The following is an 18,960-nucleotide window of genomic DNA, read 5'->3' as shown; positions in this document are numbered from 1 at the left end:
GTTATCCTTTCTGGCGGCGCGCCCGCGCCAGGCACACCGCTTCCGGCTGCACCAACGGGGGAATACAAGAGCTGAAATGGCGGTATATTTTTAATATCAATGTTAAATTCAATGGCAACTAAAAAATCAAGTTCCGCTCAGCAACATTAATCCATTTTAGCCTTTCGTCAGGCGAGAAAACACCTATCTGATAACCTCGTTCACCACATTGGTGCGCCCTCAATGGCGACAGTCCTAAAATACGAAAAGTCCTATGAAAATGCGCGCTTCAACTGAAAATCTCGTTGTCACAACGCAACAACATTGCAATACCACCACTATCAACACGCTATTCCTCGCACGCACCACATCTGGAAATTAGGCAAGGCATTGGCATTACTTCAACAAAAACAATGTTATTTTTTCCATACGAGGATACGACTTCCACGACACACTTTCTTTTGGCTTCCTGGCATGTCACACACTTGCGAAAATTGATTTCCAATACATGAATATTGATATATAAATTATTTTTGACGATGCGGTACGGGGATGGGCGGCTGGTTAAATTTCCGCGAGGATCACCGGCGTGGCAGGCCTGCAACACCTCAGCCAGGGGTTGAGGTGTTGCAAGCCTGTGGAGAGAAAGAAGAGCGGGAGTGCGCTACTACGCTGGTCTGGCCAGGCGCTACCTGGACAGCACGTATTTCGCCAGGGTCGCCGCATCGGCTACACTGAGCTGGCTGAATGGCGGCATGGGCACGGGTCCCCATTTGCCGGCGCCGCCGCTGCGGATGTTGGCCGCCACAGCAGCGACGCCATCCTTGCCCTTGTATCTGGCGGCCACCTCGGCAAAACCCGGGCCGATCACTTTCTGGTCGAGAGCGTGGCATGCCATGCAGCCATTCGCAGCCAGCAAGGTGTTGGCATCCTTGCCGCTGGCGGCCGGGACAGCCGCTGCGGCCGGCCTGGCCACGGCCGCGGCGGGTGCGGCGGCGCCCCGCTCCGCTCCATAGGTTTTCACCAGGTAGTCGACCATGGCGGGCATGTCCGCATCGTCAAACTGGGCGCCGAACGGCTTTTTCATCTTCTTGACGGTCGCTTCCCAGTAGGCGCGCGGCGAGGCAGGCGGCTGGCTCGATGCATACTGGGCCGCGTGGCAGGTCATGCAGTTGCGCTGCACCAGCTGGTAGCCGGGCAATTCGCTGGGTTTGTAGGTCGCCGTTTCCGGTGGCAAATGGATTTCCAGCGCGCATACGCTGCCCGCCGCCGACAGTGCCAACGCGGCAAACAAGATCTTCATATGGTTCTCCTTACACTGCCTGGATGCGCGTGGTTTCCACCACGTTGCGCATATAACCCATGGGATTCCACAGGGCTTTCATCGGTTGGCTCTGGCCGATGCGGTTGACGGCGCGCACCATCAGCACGTGCTTGCCCTTGCGCGGCGCCTTCAGGACCATGCTCCACTCCCGGAAGGAGAAGCGCCCCAGGTCCTTGCCCAGCCTTGCTTCCTGCCAGCTGTGGCCGCCATCGGCTGAAATCGCCACTTCGCTGATGCCCTGGCCGCCATCGAAAGCGATGCCGCGCAAGGCCAGGTCGCGCCCGGCCTTCACGTGCGCGCCATCTTGCACGCTGGTAATGAAGGAGCGTACGTTGAGGCGGCTGATGGGGGTCGTCTTGCCCACCGGTGTACCTGGCTCGATGAAGCCGGAACCATTGTCGGGGATGCGGTAGCCCGTGCTCATCCAGAAGCCGTCGAAGGGCTTGTCGAGCACGGTGATGTCGTTCAGGTGCTTGACCCAGTAAGTGCCGTAATAGCCGGGCACGATCAGGCGCAGCGGGTAGCCGTTGAGGAAGGGAATGTCTTCGCCATTCATGGCCCAGGCCAGCAGCACGTCGCCGGCCATGATGTGCTCGACGGACAAGGCTTTCTGAAAATCGGGGCCGTCGCCCACGGGCGGCGTTTCCAGGCCATTGAAGACCACTTGCACGGCGCCGGCGGCGATACCGGCTTTTTCCAGCACGGTTTTCAGAGGGATGCCCGTCCAGCGGGCATTGCCCATGGCGCCATTGCCCAGTTGCCCGCCATTCGCGCGCGGGGCGAAGAAGCCGCGGCTGTTGCCCGAACATTGCGTCACGGCTACCATGTCGACGGGTTCGGCCAGCTGTTTCAGTTGCGCCAGCGACAGCTCCAGCGGCGTTTTCACCAGGCCGGCGATGCGCAAGCGGTAGCTGTCGCCATCGATGCTGGTAGGCAAGCCGCTCCAGTGATAGCGCACGAAGAACGCATCGTTGGGGGTAATCGCGCCTTCATTGAAGACGCTGAACGGCGTTTCCAGCTGGGGCGGACGGCTGGTCAGCAGGATCAGCGGGCGCTTTTGCGGGAAAGCCACCAGTTCGCGCTCGCCGTTTTCAAACGGCAAGGTGACGGAAGCGGCGAGCGTCGGTCCCGCCACCGCGGCGGCGCCCAGGGCGGCCGTGGTGCGCAGGAAGCGGCGCCGGCTTGCAGGCAACAAGGTCGTGTCAGACATGTTTGAGCTCCACTTTGGTGTCGGCGGAAGCACCGCCGTTGCGGTCATCGTTGACCAGCTTCTTGATGTAATACATGACGCTCATGATGACCACGCTCAACAGGCCGAACCAGAACGACACACGCTGCTCCGTATCGGACGACACGCTCATGGCGCCGAGGATCACCAGCATGGCGATGATGGTGAAATACGTCAGGTAGGGGAACAGCCACATGCGCACTTTGATGCGTTCGGGACATTCGCGTTCCAGGCGGCGGCGCAGGCGCAATTGAGATATCGCAATGAGCAGGTAGACAAACAGGATCAGGATGCCGTAGGAATTGACGATGAAGGGGAAGACCAGGTCAGCCGACACATACGATACGGCAATGGCGAAATAGGCGAACAGGGTGCTGAACAGGATGGCGCGAATGGGCACGCCATTCTTGCTCAGCTTGACCAGGCCGGTCGGCGCGTCGCCGCGGCGCGTCAGCGCGAAGATCATGCGCGAGGAGGCGTACAAGCTCGAATTCAAGGCCGACAGCACGGCAGTCAGGATGATGGCGTTCATGATGTGGGCCGCGTAGGGAATGTTCATGACCGTCAGGGCGCTGACGAAAGGCGTGGCGATGGCCGGCGAATCCCAGGGCACGATGCAGACGACGACAAACATGGACCCCACATAAAACATCAGCACGCGCGTGATGACGGAATTGGTGGCGCGGGCGATGGCCTTGGCCGGGTCCGACGTTTCGGCGGCGGCGATGGTGACGATCTCGGCACCCGAATAAAAGGCCGTGGCGGCGACGGCGCCACTCAATACAGGGCCCCAGCCGTGCGGCATGAAGCCGCCATTGCTGGTCAAAAAGCCCAGGCTTGGGATGCTGTTGGGCAAGCTACCCGTGATAAACAGGGCGCCGACGAACAGGAAGACGACAATGGCGACCACCTTGATCGAGGCGAACCAGAATTCGAATTCACCAAACGCTTTCACCGAGAACAGGTTGAGCACCGTCATGGAGACGAGCAAGACCAGGCTGATAGCCCACGATGGCACGTCGGGCAGCCAGAAGTTGACCAGCTTGGCGCCGGCGATGGCTTCCAGCGCGACCACGACAACCCAGAAATACCAGTACATCCAGCCGCTCATGAAGCCGAGGAATTTCGACACTTTCGGCTTGTCGTCGAAGGCCAGGCGCGCGTATTCGTAAAAGGAACCGACCACGGGCAGGGACGAGGCCAGCTCGCCCAGCATGCGCATGATCAGGACGACCAGGCCGCCCGTGAGCAGGAAGGAAAGGATGGCGGCCGGGCCGGCGGCCTTGGCGATCACGCCGCTGCCGACAAAGAGGCCGGCGCCGATCACGCCGCCGATGGCGATCATGCTCATGTGGCGCTGCTTCAGCGAGTGCTGCAAGCCGGTATTATTGTGGTTGTCGCTAATCATTTTTGTCTCCTAGTAATATCTGAAGCTCGGTGCACCCTCGCCTGCTGCGGCTTGTTCCTGCCGCGCGGCTTTGTTTTATTTTGGCAACACCGTCAAGCAGCATCGATACATCATCAAATCAGTCTGGTTGGCTGCATGCCAGAAGTCAATCTGGAAATGCAGCGGCCCGGCGCGGCAGCCCTAGGGCAAGCGCGCTGGAGAATACGTACGGGGTATGGCGGTAAAAAAAAAGGGAGCGGCGGCAACACTTGTGGCGTGCGCGCCACTCCCGGGAACGTCTTACACCTTGCCCTTCCATGGCACGAGGGTACGTTCGAGGTAGCGCATCATCAAATCAAACAGGAAAGCAAAGAAGCCGATCACGATAATGCCCATGATCACCACATCGCTGGCGAGGAACTCGGAGGCGCTCAGCACCATGTAGCCGAGGCCGCGCGTGGCTGCCACCATCTCGCCCGCCACCAGCGTGGTCCAGCCCACACCGATGCCGATGCGCATGCCGGTGAGAATTTCCGGGATGGCGGCACGCAGAATCACGTGCACGATGACCTGGAAACGCGTGGCCCCCATCGAATAGGCCGCGTGGATCTGCTCCAGCGACACCGAACTGACGCCGGCGCGGGCGGCGATCGCCATCGGCGCGAAGATGGCCAGGAAGATCAGGTAGACCTTCGAAAACTCGCCGATGCCGAACCAGATGATGACCAGTGGCAAGTAAGCGAGCGGCGGCAAAGGACGGTAGAACTCGATCAAGGGATCGAAGATGCCGCGTGCCACGCGATTGACGCCCATCATCACGCCGATGGGAATGGCCAGCACGCAAGCCAGGCCGAAGGCGCCGAAGACGCGCACCAGGCTGGCAACCGTGTGTTCCCACAAAGTGGCGCCGCCGAAGCCGGTGGTGGCCGCCATGATGAATTTCTCGTACACGGCTTGCGGCGACGGCAGGAACAGCGGTTTCACCATGCCGCTGGCCGTCACGCCAAACCACAGCAACAGCACGACGATGACGGTGACGCTGGCGATGCGGCTGGAATTGCCCTGCCCCGGCGCGCCGAAAGCTTCGCCGGGCATGGCGCAACGGGGAGCGAACAGGCGTCCAAAGAAACCGGCGCGCTTGGCGGTGGTGGGGGGAAATCCCACGACGGATGGGCTATGCATGGGACACCTCCAGCTCTTTGTTGACTGCGCGCTCGTCGCCATAAATGATGTTGAGCACTGTTTCGCGCATCTTGATGAAGTCCGGGCTCGATTTCACGGCGCGCGCATCGCGGCATTCGAGGAAGCGCTTGTTGAAATCGAGTTCGTAGGTATGCGTGATGCGGCCCGGACGGGGCGACATGACGATCAGCCGGTTCGCCAGGAACAGCGCCTCGTCGACGCTGTGGGTAATGAAGAAGAACATGGTGCTGGACTTGGCCCAGATATCGAGCAGCAGCTCCTGGATGGTTTCACGCGTCAGCGCGTCGAGCGCCGCCATCGGTTCATCCATCAGCAGCATGGCGGGATTGCTGGTCAGGGCGCGGGCGATGCCCACCCTTTGCTGCATGCCGCCCGACAACTGATAAATCATATTGTCGTGAAAGTCCTTCAAACCGACCAGCGCCAGGTTCTTCGCCGCCTGTTCGCGCCGCACGGCTTTCGGCACGCCTTGCAGCTTGAGGCCGAATTCCACGTTTTCCATCACGTTCAGCCAGGGCAGCAAAGCATGTTTCTGGAACACCACGCCACGGTCGGCGCCCGGCCCTTCGACTTTATTGTTCCCGAGCATGATTTCGCCCTTGGACGGGGCAATAAAACCCGCCATCAGGCTCAGCAAGGTTGTCTTGCCGCAACCGGAAGCACCGAGCGCGACGACGAAGTCGCCGCTATTGATGGTGAGATTGATATTATTTAAGGCATGTACGCGTTCACCGGCCGTCTTGCCCGGATAAATTACGCTGACATCCTTGACGTACAGGTTTTCCATCGTATCCCCGCATAGGTGTAGTAACTTCAGTGCAACGCATTGTGTTCGCGTCGGCGCGCCCGCAAGCGCGCCGACACGCCACCGTTTACTTGAGCAGGCCGGCGGCCTGTGCATACTTGGGTGTCACATACTTGGCGTAATCTGTTGCCAGGGTGTCGATCTTGCCTTCGCCCTTCAAAAATTGCGCCGTGGCCAGCAAGGCTTGCGCTACGCCGCCCTTCGCGCCGCCACCGAGCCAGGCCGGCGAGGCCTGCTCCTGTAACGATGGGTAGGCGTACAGGGCCACGGAAGCGGCCACGTCCTTGGCAGCCGCACCCGAATGCTTGACGTTGGCTTTGACTTGCGGGGAATCGATGGTCCACGCCTTCGGATTGGCGCGGTAGTCGGCATCAAAAGCGGCCATCACCTTGACGAACTTGGCCATGAAGTCGGCATTCGCTTCGCCCCAGGCGCGCTCGACGGCCATGCCGTCAAACGTGGCCTTGCCCTTCTTGCTCAGTTCGCCGGAGGTCACCAGCACCTTGCCGTTTTGCTTGAGTTTGCTCAAGGCCGGGTCCCACACGAAGGCGGCGTCGATGTCGCCCCGTTCCCAGGCGGCGGCGATCTGGTTCGGCTGCATGTTGAGCAATTTCACTTCCGTGGGCTTGATGCCCCAGGTTTCCAGCGCGAACATGGTGTGGAAGTGTGTGGTGGAAACAAATGGCACGGCGATCTTCTTGCCGCGCAAGTCCGTGGGCTTGCTGATGCCGGCGCCATTGCGGGCCACCATCGCTTCGGCTTCGTTGATGTCGTCGATGATCCAGAACAGCTGCAGATCGACGCCGCGGCTGACGGCCGCCGTCAGGGGGCTGGAACCGATGACGCCGATCTGCACGTCGCCCGACGCCATGCCGGTGGCCACCTTGGCGCCCGAATCGAACTTGCGCCAGTTGATTTTATAGCCGGTGGTTTTTTCCACTTCGCCGCTGGCAATCGCCACCAGGAAGGGACCGTTGATTTCCTGATAGGCAATCGTCACTTCCTTGCTTTGCGCGAAAGCGGTACCGCTGGAGGCCAGGGCGACGCCCAGCACCAGGGTGCCGAGGACGGCGCGGCGCATCGTTGAAAAAACCGTTTTGCTCGGGGTTTTGCTCGTGTATGTGTTCATGTCTCACTCCAAGTGTATTGTTATGTGTGAACGTGCGGGCAATAACATCCTTACGGATGGCGCCGCTGGCCGGTCTATGCCAGCTCATGCGGCGACTTGAACTGCAGTGCTGCTTTTAGAAAACTTCATCCTTCAAGTGATACCAGCGGTACAGGAAGCGCTGGCCCAGGCGGCGGAACGGGGCGAACGCTTGCGACTCGACCAGTTCCATCATGTTGGGATACGGCAGTTTCGAATTGAAGATCGGCAAGCCCGTGTCGCTGGCCTTGCCCGCGATGCGCTCGGCCATGCGCCGGCCCGCCTGCGCCGAGTACATGACGCCGTTGCCGCCGTAACCGAGCGAATAGAAGATCGATTGCTTCGGGTCCGGTTGCACGATGCGCGGCATCATGTCGTGGCTGACATCGACCCAGCCCCACCACGAGTAATCGATGCCGATCCCGGTCAGCGCGGGGAACTTGCGGTGCAGATCGTTGATCAAAAATTGTTTGTATTTCTCGTCCGGCGCGTCGGCGCCCGTAATGGCGCTGCGGCTGCCGATCTGCACGCGGTTGTCCGGCATCAAGCGGTAGTAGTGACGCAAAATACGCGTATCCGTGATCACCTGGTGGGTGCGGAAATTGCACGCCGCGATTTCCGCCGCGGTCAGCGGACGCGTGACGAGCGAGTTGGACAGGATAGGCAACAAGCGGTTTTTTACTTGCGGATGCAGATGGGGCGAGGTGTAGCCGCCCGTGGCCACGGCCACGGATCGGGCACGCACCACGCCGCCCGGCGTTTGCAGATAATGCACGCCATTGCGCGTTTCCCAGCCCATCACGGGGCTTGATGGATGCACCTTGGCGCCCAGCGCGCGCGCCTTGCGCAGGTAGCCGAACGCCAGCTTGCCCGCGTGGATGCCGATGCCTTCCGGCTCGTGCAGCGCGCCGGCCGCTTCCTTGTCGTCGACGAATTCGCGCTTGACGGTGTCGGCGTCGAGGATGCGGGCGTCGTACTTGAAGACCTCGCGCATGAGCTTTGCTTCCTTGACCAGGGCGGGCATGGCTTTCGCCTTGTGGGCGATGTACAGGTGGCCGCCCGGCTGCGGCTCGCAATCGATGTCGGCCGTGATCTTCTTGAACGTTTGCATCGCGTCGCACACTTCCGTGTGCAGTTTCAGGGCCGTGTCCAGGCCATAGCGGTCGATCCACTGCGAACGCTTCAGGCGGCCCGTCGTGCATTGTGCCTGGCCGCCGTTGCGCGTGCTGCAACCCCAGCTGACCCGGTTCGCTTCCAGCACGGTGGCCTTGATGCCGTGTTCCTGGGCCAGGAAGATGGCGCAGGAGAGACCGGTAAAACCCGAGCCGATGATGGCCACGTCGACGTCGATGTCATGCGTGATGGGGCCGTCGTCGGCGGGCGGCTCGCCGGCCGTGCCGATCCAGTAGGTGGGCGCGTAGGCATTGCCGTGGCCGGGACGCTGGGCCACCAGCGGATCGAAGGCGGGATCGTAAGGCGTGCGGGCGGCGGTGCTGTTGCCCAGTACGTCAGATGGAGTGTCGACAGGTTTGTTCATGATCATTCCCGGTGAACGTGCTGGCTCAGGCTTTGTGGCCGGTAGCGACCGGTGGGCGATCCTTGCGGAAGGCGTTCTTCACGGCGATCTTGCCATCGCGGAAGGTGAAGATGTCGACCATGCGCGCCTCGATACGCGTGCCGTCCGCCTTGGTGCCGGCAAACGTCGATTCGGTCACGCCGCGCTCGCCGCTGACGAAGTGCTGGGGATTGAGCCAGGCGGCATCGGGGAAGGTTTGCCATGCCAATTCGAAACCGGCACGTACGGCGTCGCGGCCAATGAAACTCTTGCCCAGCAAGTCAGGACCGGCCACGGCGTGAAATTCGCAATCGTCGGCCATGGCGGCCATCAGGGCCTCAATATCATGGCGGTTCCAGGCATCGCCGAACGCTTGCAGAAAGTCGGTGGTGACAGCATCGGTAGGTACTCGTGTGTTCATTTTTGTCTCCGTAAATCGTTTTTGATACGCTACGTTCCGTTTTTTGTCTTTTATTGAATTTAAGCCTTAAGCATGACCTTGTCAAATCAAATAATCCAAAAAACGGGACGCCTTGTATTCTTTAATGAAATTATGATGTTTCCGTGACAATCTGTGAGAATTTGGTCACAGCGCTATGTCGGATTGCGCCGGGCCGAGGCCCGGCTAATCCGACCTACGCCAGCACCACGCGTAGGTTGGGTAGGTTGGGTAGGTTGGATTAGCCCGCCAGGGCGTAATCCAACAACACCCGCTACATCAGACGTAGTCTTTATATTTATCCAGATGCCGCACCGGCTTGCTCAGCGCATCGCGGCGGAACGGGTCGCCCAGTTCGCGCGTGCACATGATTTCGATGATGGTCGTCTTGCCTTCATTCATCTGCATGGCTATGGCCTTCTTCAAGGCTGGCCCCACGTCTTCCAGCTTGTCGACCGTGATGCCTTCGGCGCCCATGGCGCGTGCAATTTCCGCGAAGCTCTGGTTGTCGAGCTCACCGGCGACGAAACGGCGGTTGTAGAAATCCACCTGGTTTTTCTTTTCCGCGCCCCACTGACGGTTGTGGAACACCACCGCCGTCACCGGGATGTTGTGGCGCACGCAGGTCATCGTTTCCATCAGGCTCATGCCCCAGGCGCCGTCACCCGCATACGACACGGCCGGACGGTGTGGTGCGGCCACCTTGGCGCCGATGATGGTCGGAAATGCATAGCCGCAGTTGCCAAAACTCATCGCCGCAAAGAAGCTGCGCGGTTTTTCAAAGCGCAGATAGCTGTTGGCCACCGAGTTGATGTTGCCGATGTCGGTCGACACCATCACGTCTTCCGGCATGGCTTTTTCCAGCTCGCGCAAGACCTGGCGCGGGTGCAAGTAATTGCCCGGCTCTTTCTTTTGCTCTTCGATCATGTCCAGGCTGTACGCATCCTTCTCGTGCGTCCAGTTGTCCAGTTCGTTTTCCCACGCGGCTTTTTCCGCTTGCACGGTGGCATAGCGCGCGTCGCGCGTGGCGTCGCAATCGAGCGTCTTGCCATCCAGGCGCGAGAGGATCGCCTTGGCGGCCGCCTTGGCGTCGCCGCAGATGCCCACCGAAATCTTTTTCACCAGGCCCAGCATCTTGTTGTCCGCATCGATCTGGATGATCTTGGCGTTTTTCGGCCAGTAATCCATGCCGTGCTGCGGCAAGGTGCCGAACGGTCCCAGACGCGAACCGAGGGCCACGACGACGTCGGCCTGGGCGATCAGTTTCATCGCCGCTTTCGAGCCTTGATAGCCGAGCGGACCGCACCACAGCGGATGGCTGGCGGGAAACGAGTCGTTGTGCAAATAGCTGTTCACCACTGGCGCACCGAGGCGCTCGGCCAGCGCCTTGCATTCCTCGATCGCTTCGCCCATGACCACGCCGCCGCCGGAGATGATGACGGGGAACTTGGCCTTGGCCAGCAGTTCGGCCGCCTCATTGAGGCTGTGTTCTCCGCCGGCGCCACGGTCCAGGCGGTTCGGTTTGGGGATTTCTGCCTTGATTTCGCCATAGAAATAGTCGCGCGGGATGTTCAATTGCGTCGGGCCCATTTCCGACATGGCGCGGTCAAAGCAGCGGCCCGTAAATTCCGCCATGCGGGCCGGATTGGTGACGTGGCCTTGATATTTCGTAAATTCCTCGAACATCGGCAGCTGGTTCGCTTCCTGGAAGCCGCCCAGGCCCATGCTCATCGTGCCCGTTTCCGGCGTGATGATCACGACGGGGGTGTGCGCCCAGTAGGCGGCGGCAATCGCGGTCACGCAATTGCTGATGCCGGGGCCGTTCTGGCCGATGACCACGCCGTGGCGGCCCGAGACACGGGCATAGCCGTCGGCCATGTGGCCGGCGCCCTGCTCGTGCACGACAGGGATCAGGCGGATGCCGGCCGGGGCAAAGATGTCCATCGGGTCCATGAAGGCCGAGCCCATGATGCCGAACATGTCGGTCACGCCATTGGCGGCCAGGGTTTCCACGAACGCTTCGGAAGGCGTCATCTTTTGCGGGCCGGTGGGGGTGGCCGCTGCGGCGGCGGCTTTTTGCTCGGTCATGTCATTCATGGGTGTCTCCTGGTCTGTGGTAATAAGTTTCGTCTAAATTATCAAAAAACGGTATATTTTGTTCCGAAATTTGATATACAATTCAATTTAAGCGTTCAGCAATCAAAAGTCAAACAGATTTTCAAGAAAACGGTACAATTTGAGTTCGAAAATGAAATAACACGACAGACACCACACCGAGGCCACCATGGACATGATTTCATCCCCAAAACTTGAGCCGGAAAAACTGGAAGGCGACACGCCCACGATGCGTTTGTTTGCCTTGCTGGAAGTGATTGCCGAGAAAGACCAGTTGCTGTCGCTGCAAGCGCTGGTGGAAGAAACGGGCTTGCCGAAACCCACCCTGCACCGCATGTTGCAGCAACTGGAAAGCGTGGGCGTGCTGCAGCGCGAAAGCGATGGCCGCCACTACAGCACCGGCGTGCGCCTGCGCCGCCTGGCGTCAAACCTCTTGATTAACAATACTTTCCATGGCGCCCGCCGCATGGTCTTGCGCCAGCTGGTCGAGGAAGTGGGCGAAAGCTGCAACCTGACGGCCTTCAGCGGCAGCGAAGTGGTGTACCTGGACCGGGTGGAAACGGCGGCGCCGCTGCGCTTCTATCTGCACCCCGGCTCGCGCGTGCCGGCCCACTGCTCGTCCAGCGGCAAGCTGTTCCTGGCGCAAATGACGCCCGTGCAACGGCGCCGCCTGCTGGGCCACATGGAATTGACGCGCTTTACGGACAAGACGGAAACGGACCCCGTCAAGCTGGAACGCGAACTGGAACTGGTGCGCCGCAACGGCTACGCGCTAGATGACGAAGAATTCCTGCCCGGCCTGCTGTGCGTGGCCGTGCTGGTACCGAACCCGAACGGCCGCTCGAACCTGGCCGTGGCGATCCAGGCGCCCATTATCCGTTTGACGCACGACAAGGCTTTACATTTCTTACCAGCATTACAACGCGCCGCGCAAGCCCTGGCCGCCATCGAATCGGAAACCATGCCGACGACGGGCGGGGACGACGACGCCGCATTACAAACCGGTCATTCATAACCGCCGTAGCGCCCATGCTGCGGTTTCACAGGAGAACAAGGTGCCAGATTCACGCCAACATCCCCCCGCCGCCGCAGCGCAAACCATGCAGTCCGTGCGCGGCCTGTTCCATATCGACAGCGACCTGCTCGTGCCCGTCTTCACGGAGCGCGACGCGCACGTGCCCGACATCGATCCCGCCTACCGCTTCAACCAGGATGTGACCCTGGCGATCCTGGCCGGCTTCACGCATAACCGCCGCGTGATGGTGCAAGGCTTGCACGGCACGGGCAAGTCCACGCATATCGAGCAGGTGGCGGCGCGCCTGAACTGGCCTTGCGTGCGCGTCAATCTGGACGGACACATCAGCCGCCTGGATCTGGTCGGCAAGGACGCCATCGTGCTGCGCGAGCAGCAGCAAGTCACCGAATTCCAGGAAGGCATCGTGCCCTGGTCACTGCAGCGCCCAGTGGCCCTGATCTTCGACGAGTACGACGCGGGCCGCCCCGACGTGATGTTCGTCATCCAGCGCATCCTCGAACGCGACGGCAAGTTTACTTTGCTCGACCAGAACCGGGTCATCACGCCGCATCCCCACTTCCGTTTGTTCGCCACCTCGAACACGGTGGGCCTGGGCAACCTGAACGGCATGTACCACGGCACGCAAGTGCTCAATCACGCGCAGATCGACCGCTGGAATATCGTTGCCACGTTAAACTATTTGCCGCAAGCGGAAGAAACGGAAATCGTGCTGGCGAGAGTCCCTGCCATGAACGATGCAGCGGGCCGCCAGCTGGCGGCCGCCATGGTGGCCGTGGCCAGCCTCACGCGCCACGGCTATGCGGCAGGCGACCTGGCGTGTCTGATGTCGCCGCGCACGGTGATTACCTGGGCGGAAAATTGCCAGATCTTCCGCGACCCGGCCCTGGCCTTCCGCCTGTCCTTCCTCAACAAATGCGACGAGGCCGAGCGGCCCATGGTGGCCGAGTATTACCAGCGCTGTTTCAATGAGGAATTGCTGGCGAGCCAGGCATGAGTACGGACGCGACCGCGCCTGCTCCCTACACGCGCGAGCAGCAGGAAACGGATGAACTGTGCGCGGGCGCCATCCGCGCGCTCAGTGGTTCTTCCTCGATACGCTACCGGGGCCGGCGCCTGCACGACGGCCACCGCCCCCTGCCCATCCACGCGGCCCATCTGCAGCCCGATGCGGCGCTGCAGGATTTGCCGTCGCTGCGTGGCGCGGCCGACAGCGTGGCCCTGCGTTTGCTGCATACGGATGCGGCCCTGCACAAGTCGCTGTGTCCGCTTGACCCCGTGGCGCGCCTCGTCTTTGAGCTGCTGGAGCAGTTAAGGGTGGAAACGCTTGCGCCAGAGCACCACGCTGGCGTCATCGCCAACCTGCGCCACCGTTTTACGGCATGGTCGCACGCGTTTTACGATTCCGGCCTGGCCGAAGGCGCTTCGGGCTTGCTCTTGTATACAGTGTTCCAGATGTGCTGGTCGCGCCTGACGGCCAGGCCCGTACTGGAAAAAACGGAAGATTTTATTGAAGCCACGCGCTGGTCGGTGTCGTCGCAACTGAGCGGCGACCTGGCGGGCTTGCGCCGCCACCGCCTGGATCAAGCCGGCTTTGCGCGCCACGCGCTGGCCATCGCCCAGGCCGTCGATGCCATGCTGAAAGAGGCGCAAACGGCGCGCGACGGTAGCCAGGACGATGGGGGCGACGCCAAGGCGCAGGCAGCGTTCAAGCTGCTGCTCGATTTCGACAGCGATAATGACCACCTGCCCGATGCCGCCCCGCTGGGCGACAGCCGCGCCTTGCGCGACAGCGATGGCGCCTACAAGGCATACTCCACGGCCTACGACCGCGAGGAAAACGCGGGAGAACTGGTGCGCCGCGCCCTGCTGCTCGACTACCGCGAGCGCATGGATGGTCGCATCGCCAGCCTGGGCATCAACACGGCGCGCCTGGCAAGGCGGTTCACGCAATTGCTGGCCGTGCCCCGGCGCGACGGCTGGTCCTTTGGCGAGGAAGAGGGATACATCGATGGGCGGCGCCTGGCGCAGCTGATCAGCTCGCCTTCCGAGCGCAGGCTATTCCGCAAGGAACAGTTTTTGCCGCAAGCCGATTGCCTGGTCAGTTTTCTCGTCGACTGCTCCGGTTCCATGAAGACGCACGCGGAATCGGTGGCCGTACTGCTCGACATTCTGTTGCGTGCGCTGGACCAGGCGGGAATCAGCACGGAGTTGCTGGGCTTTACGACGGGTGCGTGGAATGGGGGAAGAGTAAAACGCGACTGGATGCGCGCCCGCTCGCCCGCGAATCCGGGGCGTTTGAACGAACTCGTGCACATGGTGTTCAAGGATGGCGACACGCGCTGGCGCCGCGCGCGGCCCGACATCGCGGCCCTGCTGAAAGCGGACTTGTACCGCGAAGGCGTCGATGGCGAAGCCGTGGACTGGGCCTGCACGCGCATGCTGGCGCGCCCGGAACGGCGGCGCATCCTGCTCGTCGTCTCCGACGGTTGCCCGATGGATACGGCCACGAATCTGGCCAACGACGAGTTTTACCTGGCCCAGCATTTGAAACAGGTGGTGGCGCGCCGCGAAGCGCAGGGCGCCGTGGAAATTTGCGGGCTGGGCCTGGGCCTGGACCTGGGCGCCTACTACAGCCGCAGCCTGGCCACCACCCTGCCCGCCTCGCTGAACAATGAACTGTTCAGCGAGATCGCCCAGCTGCTGGGTGGGCGCAAACGCTAAACGTTCAGCTGACCTCGTAGCGCACCGTGTGCGCTTCCATCGGCAGCGGGATTTCCCAGTTCCACAACATCGCTTGCAGCTTCTTGTTGCTGAGCGACGTGTCTCGCTGGCCGTTGCGCCGCAGCAATTCCTTGCGCGGCTGCTCCAGGTACACCAGCTCCACCTGCGCGTGGTATTTGTAGAGCAGGTTGAGCGTCTTTTCGCGCATCAGCTTGGACAGATGCGTGGCGTTCCACACGAACGGTTCGCCACGGCGCAGCAGTTCGCGCGCCCGCTCTTCCGCATAATCGCCCACCTGCCCCTCGTTCTTGCCATGCTTCAAGCCCAGGGCCGTGCGCGCGTCGTCGAAGGACACGACGGGCAGGCGCGGATGGTGCTTGTCCACCCACGTGTTTTTACCGGAGGCGGGCAAACCCGACATGACGATCACGTGCGAACCCGGCTCCTGGAACAGGGAATAATCGGGATGCGCCTCGGCGCCGCGAAAGTATTTGACGCGCGTGTGGTCGTCGACAAAGGCCCTGCGCTGGCCGTAGCAGCCCTCCTCGCGCGCCAGTTCCCGGAACAGCTCGATGGCGTCGAGGATGCGCTGCGGGTCCGGGCAGATACGCCCGCAGATATCGGCCTCGGCCAGCATGGCCAGCAGGCGGATATCGACCTGCCACGACAGTTCGCGCACGGTGAACTCGGGCGTGACACCACGCCGCGATGTTTCCAGCGCAAAGAACGGCACCTGGTGCACATTGATCAGGCGACAGATTTCCTCGCGCACGGCAAACGGCACGTCATAGTCCCACAAGGCGATGCGCGCATCGAGCGCGCCCTTGCGCGAGTGGCCAGGCTGGCCGATGGCGCCCGTCACCGGGTCGATCACCGTGGTGCTGCACTTGGCCACGTCGTGCAGCAAGGCGGCCAGGAACACGATTTCCTGTTCCGCCCGCGTGGCTTGCTGGTACTCAAGCATGGCCAGCAGGGACTCGACCACCATCATGGTATGCGTCCACACATCGCCTTCCGCGTGATATACGGGGTTTTGCGGCGTCGTCTTGGCCAGTTCCAGCTGCGGGAAAGCGGCCAAGCAGGCGCTGAAGTCGGGCGACTGGCCCGCTATGGGCACCAGTTGCTGCAGGGTTTTCCAATTCATCATTTCATACTCCTTGAGAATGCTGCCAGTTCGTCGAGCGACTGGCAGGTATGCAAACCCAGGCTTTCCCACGTGACCAGCGGCTGCGGCGCGTACAGGTCCACGCCGTCGGCCAGCTGGTTCGGGATCAGGGGCCGCATGCTGTGGTGCGAGCCGCTGTCGAGGATGGTTTGCGTAAAATCATGCCGCACCAGCTTGTAGCGGGCCAGCACTTGCTCGTCGTCTTCCACTTTCAGGTACAGGCCTTCCGCATGGTCGGACTTGTCCGTCTGCTTCCAGCACAGGTCCAGCGGCAGGCGTTCGCGCGCCACCACACCCTCGAAAGCGTCGCGCCACAAAAGGGACTTGGCCAGCGAGTGGCGCAGCAGTTGCCACAGCTGCTTGGGCGACGTGGGCATCAGGCCCGCATACAGCACGGGGACCGATAGCACGGGCGAGCCGGCCAGCATGGCGTGGCGGCGCGCCGTGGACAGGAACATTTGCGTACGGCGGCAGTACACGTCGAACTCGTTGAAGTAATGAGGCAGCCGGTCGTAAAACACGGAATGCTTGCTGTACGACCATTCCCCAAACAGCACATACTGATCTTCCAGCAGATGCAGCAAGGCGTGTTCATGCGCATGCGCCCACGGTTTGAACAGGTTGAACTGGCGTTCGCTGCCGCCGCCCGCCAGGTAATGGCCGCGCGACTGCAGCAGCACCTCGCCCGCATCGCTGAACGACACGGCGGAGTTGGCGCCATCGATTTTTTCCTCGATGACGACGTACTGGCCGGCCAGCTTTTTCAGGGGCATCTGGTCCGAGCCGTCGTCGCCGTCCTGCAGGCGCGAGCCTTCCAGGTGCGGCGTGCGCGGGTATTTAAATAAAGGCAAAGATTGTAAAAACATAGCGTCCCACGCCGCGTTCACCGGGGCGTGTCCATACAGGGTCAGGGGTGCTGACGACGTGTTCGGGCGTGGACGATCAGGACGGTGGTCCTGGATACGTGTGCGGAAAGAGCAGTGCCGCAGCAATCGGGGGCGTCAACGCGCCGAACGATGCTGCAAGAGCATTTCGTCAGCGTTAGCAGGTGATGGCGAAGAAGCGAGGCACTTTTGGCTCCAATAAGGAAGAGGTTCTGGAAAGAACCGGGAATATAACGGGTGTTTGCATATTTTGCAAGGCGCACGCGTCAACCGTGCACCTTGCCATCCGACGAACTACAAGCTAAAAGCGGTATTCCACATTCAGCCAGACGCGCGGTTTGGGATCGCTGTTCGTTTCCGACAGTGAACGGCCACCTATGCTGCGCCAGGCCAGAGCCACGTCTGCACTCCATGCCTGCCGCTGGTAGCGCAAGCCCAGGCCGCCGCCGCTCAGGCTGCGCCGGTTGTCACCGGCCGCCACCGGCTTGGCGTTGACCGTGATGCGGCCCGCATCCATGAAGGCATATGGCGTATAGGCGCCGGCGTCATAGCGCAGTTCCAGCTGTACCAGCCCCCCCTCGTCGCCGGTGGCTTCACCCGATGGATATGCGCGCACGCCACTGGCGCCGCCCAGACTCAGCTTTTCGGACGAATCCAGGTTCTTGTTGGCTTGCTGCCAGCTCAGGTGGGCCATCAGGTTGAAACCGGCGGGCAAGGATTGCAAGCGCACCACGTCGAGGTTGACCTTGTGAAAACGACCGTTGCTCTTGTAATCATCAACGGCCGTCAAGCCCGCATCGAGTTTCAGCTTGCCTGGAGTCCAGCTCGCGCTGCCATAGGTGATGCCATCGAACGCGTCGCGGTAATCGAATTGCAGGGCCAGTGGCATGGACTGGCTGGACTTGCTTTCGTAGGTCTGGGTGCTATCGCGGTTATCGTGCAAATCCTTCGATTGATAAGTGGCGATCAAGGTCAGATTGGCCTTTTGCGAGCGCAGGATGGGATAGCTGAGGCCAGCGCTGGCAACCTTCGCAGTTCCGTTCGCATGCAGACTGGCGAATTCCTTCGCCAGCTCATAGCTGGTATGTGAGTAGCCGACATTGCCGCGCAAGCCGGACGTGCCCAGCGGCAGGCTGTAGCCAAGCGAGCCAAGCCACAATTTCTCCTCGCTCAGCAGCGCACGCACGGTGAGCTGGTCGCCCAGCAGGAAGGGACTATTGATGTCGACATTCGCACGCACGCGGTTTTTCCCCGTGTAGCGGCTGCCGGCATTGTCCAGGCCGATGTCGCCGCGCACGCGCTGGTCGCGGGCGACCTGGACGATCAAATCGCCCGTCCCCGCCTGCGTGCCAGGACGCATCGTGGCGCTGGTCTGGATGCCAGGCAAATCATCGAGCAACAGGGCGGCGCGTTCCAGCGGTGCACTGGCGATCACGCTGCCAGGAAACAAGCCATCGAGGAAAGCTGTCGCTTGCCGCGCCAGGCCGGTATCGTCGCCCTGTGCCTGCACCACGCCATAACGTCCCTCGATCACCTCGATGCGCAAGTCACCGTTCGCCAGGTCTTGCGGCGGCAGGATGGCGCGGGCGAACGGATAGCCGCCCGCCTGGTAAACGTCCGTGATGCGCTGGGCCAGGCCGCGCAAGCCGGCCAGGTCGAACGTCTTGCCCGTGACGTCGCCCAACGCCGCGCGCAGCGTTTCTTCGCTGAACACGGAATTGCCACTCAGCTTGACCGCATTCAAGATGACGGCCGCCCCTCCCGGCGCGATGGGCGCGGAATCGAGCGGCGCCTGTATCTTCAAAGGCTGGCTTTCGCGCGGCGCTGCGATCGGCGGCTGAAGTTGCTGCAAGGTCTGGCCCGCGTCAGGCGGAACCTGCGCCTGTGCGGCGGGCGAAAAATGTAATAAGGCGACGCTCAGCGCCATGGCAACAGTGTTGCGCCGAGGTAGTTGTTGTTTTTTCATCGATTT

At 61.5% G+C, this 18,960-nt stretch carries 15 protein-coding genes; 3 read left to right on the top strand and 12 right to left on the bottom strand.

The window, feature by feature from the left end; all coding sequences use genetic code 11:
• Positions 1 to 667: 667 nt before the first annotated feature.
• From sorB to xsc, 9 genes are all read right to left on the bottom strand, one after another.
• Positions 668 to 1,282: a SorB family sulfite dehydrogenase c-type cytochrome subunit gene (sorB, locus tag FJQ89_RS27260; protein WP_141172451.1), complete on the bottom strand. Its 615-nt coding sequence runs from the start codon at positions 1,280 to 1,282 to the stop codon at positions 668 to 670.
• 10 nt (positions 1,283 to 1,292) lie between these two features.
• Entirely contained in the window at positions 1,293 to 2,513 is a 1,221-nt protein-coding gene (gene sorA, locus FJQ89_RS27255; RefSeq protein WP_141172450.1) for a SorA family sulfite dehydrogenase catalytic subunit, read from the bottom strand.
• Entirely contained in the window at positions 2,506 to 3,939 is a 1,434-nt protein-coding gene (locus tag FJQ89_RS27250) for an amino acid permease (RefSeq protein ID WP_141172449.1), read from the bottom strand. Before FJQ89_RS27250 ends, sorA begins: the two co-directional genes overlap by 8 nt.
• A 279-nt stretch (positions 3,940 to 4,218) precedes the next feature.
• On the bottom strand, positions 4,219 to 5,013 hold the full coding sequence (locus tag FJQ89_RS27245; RefSeq protein ID WP_243136601.1) for an ABC transporter permease subunit: 795 nt from the start codon (positions 5,011 to 5,013) through the stop codon (positions 4,219 to 4,221).
• A 79-nt stretch (positions 5,014 to 5,092) separates the two neighbouring features.
• Positions 5,093 to 5,908, bottom strand: a complete 816-nt coding sequence (locus FJQ89_RS27240) for a taurine ABC transporter ATP-binding protein (protein ID WP_141172447.1) — start codon at positions 5,906 to 5,908, stop codon at positions 5,093 to 5,095.
• Between the two features lie 85 nt (positions 5,909 to 5,993).
• Entirely contained in the window at positions 5,994 to 7,055 is a 1,062-nt protein-coding gene (tauA, locus tag FJQ89_RS27235; protein WP_205704539.1) for a taurine ABC transporter substrate-binding protein, read from the bottom strand.
• A 115-nt stretch (positions 7,056 to 7,170) separates the two neighbouring features.
• Entirely contained in the window at positions 7,171 to 8,610 is a 1,440-nt protein-coding gene (locus tag FJQ89_RS27230; protein WP_141172446.1) for an NAD(P)/FAD-dependent oxidoreductase, read from the bottom strand.
• 25 nt (positions 8,611 to 8,635) lie between these two features.
• The gene (locus FJQ89_RS27225; protein WP_141172445.1) at positions 8,636 to 9,049 is read right to left on the bottom strand and encodes a nuclear transport factor 2 family protein; all 414 of its coding nucleotides are present in this window, start codon (positions 9,047 to 9,049) and stop codon (positions 8,636 to 8,638) included.
• 297 nt (positions 9,050 to 9,346) lie between these two features.
• Positions 9,347 to 11,155: a sulfoacetaldehyde acetyltransferase gene (gene xsc, locus FJQ89_RS27220; protein ID WP_141173019.1), complete on the bottom strand. Its 1,809-nt coding sequence runs from the start codon at positions 11,153 to 11,155 to the stop codon at positions 9,347 to 9,349.
• Positions 11,156 to 11,357: 202 nt separating this feature from the next.
• Between xsc and FJQ89_RS27215 the strand changes: the two genes are divergently transcribed.
• From FJQ89_RS27215 to FJQ89_RS27205, 3 genes are all read left to right on the top strand, one after another.
• Positions 11,358 to 12,197 (top strand): IclR family transcriptional regulator, encoded by an 840-nt coding sequence (locus FJQ89_RS27215; RefSeq protein ID WP_373629721.1) that lies wholly within the window; start codon positions 11,358 to 11,360, stop codon positions 12,195 to 12,197.
• 85 nt (positions 12,198 to 12,282) lie between these two features.
• Complete coding sequence (locus FJQ89_RS27210; protein ID WP_141173018.1) at positions 12,283 to 13,212, top strand: AAA family ATPase; 930 nt, start codon at positions 12,283 to 12,285, stop codon at positions 13,210 to 13,212.
• Entirely contained in the window at positions 13,209 to 14,939 is a 1,731-nt protein-coding gene (locus FJQ89_RS27205) for a cobaltochelatase CobT-related protein (protein ID WP_141172444.1), read from the top strand. Before FJQ89_RS27210 ends, FJQ89_RS27205 begins: the two co-directional genes overlap by 4 nt.
• A gap of 4 nt (positions 14,940 to 14,943) precedes the next feature.
• Here FJQ89_RS27205 and FJQ89_RS27200 read toward each other — a convergent pair whose 3' ends face one another.
• The 3 genes from FJQ89_RS27200 to FJQ89_RS27190 all read right to left on the bottom strand — a co-directional run bounded on the left by FJQ89_RS27200 (position 14,944) and on the right by FJQ89_RS27190 (position 18,954).
• Positions 14,944 to 16,086: an AAA family ATPase gene (locus FJQ89_RS27200; RefSeq protein ID WP_423245177.1), complete on the bottom strand. Its 1,143-nt coding sequence runs from the start codon at positions 16,084 to 16,086 to the stop codon at positions 14,944 to 14,946.
• A complete protein-coding gene (locus FJQ89_RS27195; RefSeq protein WP_141172443.1) occupies positions 16,083 to 16,970 on the bottom strand; it encodes an RNA ligase family protein in 888 nt (295 codons plus the stop codon). Before FJQ89_RS27195 ends, FJQ89_RS27200 begins: the two co-directional genes overlap by 4 nt.
• 319 nt (positions 16,971 to 17,289) lie before the next feature.
• Positions 17,290 to 18,954: a ShlB/FhaC/HecB family hemolysin secretion/activation protein gene (locus FJQ89_RS27190; protein WP_141172442.1), complete on the bottom strand. Its 1,665-nt coding sequence runs from the start codon at positions 18,952 to 18,954 to the stop codon at positions 17,290 to 17,292.
• Positions 18,955 to 18,960: the final 6 nt, after the last annotated feature.

This window comes from Janthinobacterium tructae (assembly GCF_006517255.1).
Lineage (GTDB): Bacteria > Pseudomonadota > Gammaproteobacteria > Burkholderiales > Burkholderiaceae_D > Janthinobacterium > Janthinobacterium tructae.
This window is presented reverse-complemented; position numbering and strand designations above follow the sequence as displayed.

What these genes read in the sequence shown, in the direction of transcription:
- FJQ89_RS27225 (WP_141172445.1), bottom strand. Translation starts at nt 9,049, where the DNA reads ATGAACACACGAGTACCTACCGATGCTGTCACCACCGACTTTCTGCAA.
- xsc (WP_141173019.1), bottom strand. Translation starts at nt 11,155, where the DNA reads ATGACCGAGCAAAAAGCCGCCGCCGCAGCGGCCACCCCCACCGGCCCG.
- FJQ89_RS27215 (WP_373629721.1), top strand. Translation starts at nt 11,358, where the DNA reads ATGATTTCATCCCCAAAACTTGAGCCGGAAAAACTGGAAGGCGACACG.
- sorA (WP_141172450.1), bottom strand. Translation starts at nt 2,513, where the DNA reads ATGTCTGACACGACCTTGTTGCCTGCAAGCCGGCGCCGCTTCCTGCGC.
- FJQ89_RS27240 (WP_141172447.1), bottom strand. Translation starts at nt 5,908, where the DNA reads ATGGAAAACCTGTACGTCAAGGATGTCAGCGTAATTTATCCGGGCAAG.
- FJQ89_RS27205 (WP_141172444.1), top strand. Translation starts at nt 13,209, where the DNA reads ATGAGTACGGACGCGACCGCGCCTGCTCCCTACACGCGCGAGCAGCAG.
- sorB (WP_141172451.1), bottom strand. Translation starts at nt 1,282, where the DNA reads ATGAAGATCTTGTTTGCCGCGTTGGCACTGTCGGCGGCGGGCAGCGTA.
- FJQ89_RS27245 (WP_243136601.1), bottom strand. Translation starts at nt 5,013, where the DNA reads ATGCCCGGCGAAGCTTTCGGCGCGCCGGGGCAGGGCAATTCCAGCCGC.
- FJQ89_RS27195 (WP_141172443.1), bottom strand. Translation starts at nt 16,970, where the DNA reads ATGTTTTTACAATCTTTGCCTTTATTTAAATACCCGCGCACGCCGCAC.
- FJQ89_RS27190 (WP_141172442.1), bottom strand. Translation starts at nt 18,954, where the DNA reads ATGAAAAAACAACAACTACCTCGGCGCAACACTGTTGCCATGGCGCTG.
- tauA (WP_205704539.1), bottom strand. Translation starts at nt 7,055, where the DNA reads ATGAACACATACACGAGCAAAACCCCGAGCAAAACGGTTTTTTCAACG.
- FJQ89_RS27250 (WP_141172449.1), bottom strand. Translation starts at nt 3,939, where the DNA reads ATGATTAGCGACAACCACAATAATACCGGCTTGCAGCACTCGCTGAAG.
- FJQ89_RS27210 (WP_141173018.1), top strand. Translation starts at nt 12,283, where the DNA reads ATGCAGTCCGTGCGCGGCCTGTTCCATATCGACAGCGACCTGCTCGTG.
- FJQ89_RS27200 (WP_423245177.1), bottom strand. Translation starts at nt 16,086, where the DNA reads ATGATGAATTGGAAAACCCTGCAGCAACTGGTGCCCATAGCGGGCCAG.
- FJQ89_RS27230 (WP_141172446.1), bottom strand. Translation starts at nt 8,610, where the DNA reads ATGAACAAACCTGTCGACACTCCATCTGACGTACTGGGCAACAGCACC.